Origin of the sequence: Phenylobacterium sp. (assembly GCF_036402295.1) — a bacterium.
Taxonomy (GTDB): Bacteria; Pseudomonadota; Alphaproteobacteria; order Caulobacterales; family Caulobacteraceae; genus Phenylobacterium.
In genome coordinates this window covers 1-2,041 of the sequence record NZ_DASWTE010000377.1, presented here as the reverse complement: position 1 = coordinate 2,041, position 2,041 = coordinate 1, and the positions used below count along the sequence as shown (strand labels likewise).

Sequence of the window (2,041 nt, the reverse complement as noted above, 5' to 3'; positions counted from 1 at the left end):
GGTGTTGTGGTGCTCGTCCTCGATGTCGCGGGCGAGGATCTCCAGGCCGTAGATCTCGGCGCAGAGCGCCGGCGAGACCGCCGCGCGCGTGGGGTCCGGCTGCTCGGACAGGCGCTTGGCGGCGCCGGCCGTGTCGCCCGTGGCCTCGGTCTTCAGCTTCATGGCCCGCAGCGTGCGGCGGCACTGGCCCAGCGCGATCGGCATGGAGACCGCGGTCTTCACCTGGTCCAGCGTCACGCCCGGGTTGGCCATCAGGTGGAAGTGGATCGGCTTGAACCGTTCGCCGATGATCTTCAGCCCCGACGACGGCAGGAGGTGGTGCACGTCGGCGACGCGGCCGGCGATCGAGTTCTCCACCGGGATCATACCCAGCTGGCAGTCGCCTGAGCGCACGGCCTCGAACGCCTCCTCGAAGGTGGCGTAGCCGACGGGCTCCATATCGGGGAACGCGGCCATGCAGGCCTCGTGGCTGTTGGCGCCCAGCTCGCCCTGGAAGGCGATGCGTCCCTTGGTCATGCAACTGTCCTTGCGTGGGCGCGCGCCCGTTCGAGGTCGGAGGGATTGTCGACGGAGATCGGGGCGTCATGCGCCTTCGCCGCCCAGATCGAAAGCCCCAGCTCCAGGGCCCGGAGCTGCTCCAGCTTCTCGCGGACCTCCAGCGGCGACGGCGGCGCGGCGTTGAACGCCGCGAGCGCAGCGCGGCGGTAGCCGTAGATCCCGACATGCCGCCAGACCGGCTGGTCGCCGTAGAGCGTGGAGCGGGTGAAGTAGAGGGCGCGGCCGTTCGCCGCCAGCACGGCCTTGACCACGTCCGGGTTGCCGCGGTCGGCCGGCGAGGCCTCGGGGGCAACGACGGTGGCGATATCGCAGGCGGGCTGATCGGCCAGCAGGCCGGCGCACGCGCTCAGCACCGCGGGCGCCACGAACGGCATGTCGCCCTGCAGATTGACCACCGCGTCGTGCGCGCCCGCCGGGTCCAGGTCCGCCAGCGCGGCCAGGATGCGGTCCGAGCCCGAGGGCAGGTCGGGGTCGGTCAAGACCGCGCGGCCGCCGGCGGCTTGCACCACCTCGACGATCTCGCGGTCGCCGGCCGCCACCGCCACGGGACCGATCCCGGCGGCCTCGGCCTGGCGCAGCACGCGCACGATCATCGGTATCCCGCCGATGTCCGCCAGGGGCTTCCCCGGCAGGCGGGTCGCGGCCATGCGCGCGGGGATGAGGACGATCGGGTTCATGGAGGCGGTCTGGAGGTTGCGCGAGCGCCGGTAGCGTGTAAGAGAGCCGCACGCAATAAGGGGCGGGATTCCCGCGCGTCCGGGGGCGTCGCCCTACGGCCGATGAGAGGCGTGACTAGGGGATTATGAGCGACCTGACGTTCAACAAGATCGCCGGCGCCGTGCTGGCGACGGGGCTGGCCATCGTAGGCCTGCGCGAACTGTCGGCGGGCGTGTTCGCCCCCGAGGAAGTGACCAAGCCGGGCTACGCCGTCGAGGTCGCGGAAGAAGGCGGCGAAGGCGCGGCCGGTCCGGCTCTGCCGCCCGACTGGGGCACGGTGCTGCCGGCCGCCAACGTGACCTCGGGCGAGGCCACGTTCGCCAAGTGCAAGTCCTGCCACACCGTCGACGCGGGCGGCGCGAACGGCACCGGCCCGAACCTGTTCGGCGTCGTGGGCCGCAAACCCGCCGCGACCGGCGGCTTCGCCTATTCCCCCGCCCTCGGGACCTACGCCGCCGCCCATCCGCAGTGGACCTACGATGAGCTGAACGAGTTCATCGCCGGCCCGCAGAAGCACATCGCCGGCACCAAGATGACCTTCGTGGGCATCAAGAAGGTCGACGAGCGCGTGAACCTGATCGCCTACCTGGCGTCGAAGGGCGGCACGCTGGCCACGCCGGCCCCCGATCCGACCCGCCAGCCCGGCGCTGCGACGGCGGCGGCCCCGGCGGCCGAAGGCGCTGCGGCTCCAGCCGCCGCGGGCGAGCCCACCGCCACCGGCTCCACCGCCAACCCGACCGCCCCCGGCGGCGGTCCCGCGGGCCAG

The 2,041-nt window shown here is 72.6% G+C and carries 3 protein-coding genes; 1 reads left to right on the top strand and 2 read right to left on the bottom strand.

Features of this window, described 5'->3' with window-relative positions:
• Together VGD44_RS21990 and VGD44_RS21985 are read right to left on the bottom strand one after the other, a co-directional pair.
• The coding region (locus tag VGD44_RS21990; RefSeq protein WP_331090518.1) for a prephenate dehydratase domain-containing protein at positions 1-516 on the bottom strand (516 nt) is incomplete at its 3' end.
• Entirely contained in the window at positions 513-1,235 is a 723-nt protein-coding gene (locus tag VGD44_RS21985; protein WP_331090517.1) for a 3-deoxy-manno-octulosonate cytidylyltransferase, read from the bottom strand. The genes VGD44_RS21990 and VGD44_RS21985, both read right to left, overlap by 4 nt.
• Positions 1,236-1,360: 125 nt before the next feature.
• On the opposite strand from VGD44_RS21985, the gene VGD44_RS21980 reads away from it, so the two are divergent.
• Positions 1,361-2,041 (top strand): cytochrome c family protein (locus VGD44_RS21980; RefSeq protein ID WP_331090516.1); only part of this gene is annotated, 681 nt, incomplete at its 3' end.